Annotated in this window: 1 protein-coding gene; it reads right to left on the bottom strand. The window is 49.0% G+C overall.

The features are described 5' to 3' along the window. Window positions 1–768 (bottom strand): immunoglobulin domain-containing protein (locus ACFSKL_RS04115; protein WP_376883736.1); only part of this gene is annotated, 768 nt, incomplete at both ends.

The following is a 768-nucleotide window of genomic DNA, read 5'->3' as shown; positions in this document are numbered from 1 at the left end:
GTCAGGCCAAGAAGGGAAGTACCTACCGTCTCTTCCAATTGGGAATAAGTGGACAGGTCTCCATCAACGGCATTGATGGGATTGCTGACTACCCCCAACTGGATCCCCAAAAGGCTGCTTTCCGTAAATTCCTGCCCATCGTTGGCAAACTGTGGGATGTATACCAAAGGACAATCCTCCAAATCAAGGACATTTACAACAATATCTACAAAATTCTCACAATTGGCACCGCTCGCAGAAGCCCTATACACAAACCTTCCGCCACTTGGGAAAGGCCCTGCCATATCCGGTGAGGAGAATGGCGCCCCATCCAAGCCCTGGTAAGTAGTAGGCACAGTGGAATCATCTTCGTTGACGGCAAAAGCCTCCGGGAGCTGAAGGCTTTCTCCCACAATGACATTGAAGACCTGGGAACCGTTGACAAATACCAAAGGGTTTCTGTCAATGTCAACCGTCACCGCCACCCGCACTGATTCTTCCGGACAGCCATCCCTTGTTATACCTGCAAAAAAGGTTGATCTCCTACTGACATTTCCTATAAAATAATCATTGCCTGTCGCCAAAGATGTTCCCCCTATCGGTTGGGCATACCAATTGACGATATCTCCAGGTTGGGAAAGCACGCTTAAGGTGACTTCATCCGAATTACAAACGATCAGGTTTGCATCTTCCTCATTTTCAAACGTAGGCCGTCCCGGGGTTTTCACAACATTGTGAACCCGTAGTGACTCCCCTACATCCAATCCCACCAAGGAGCTCAGCCTGATT

Source organism: Belliella marina, from assembly GCF_042682445.1.
Classification (GTDB): Bacteria; Bacteroidota; Bacteroidia; order Cytophagales; family Cyclobacteriaceae; genus Belliella; species Belliella marina.
The sequence above is the reverse complement of the archived record's forward strand: the minus strand, read 5'-3'. Positions and strand labels throughout refer to the sequence as shown.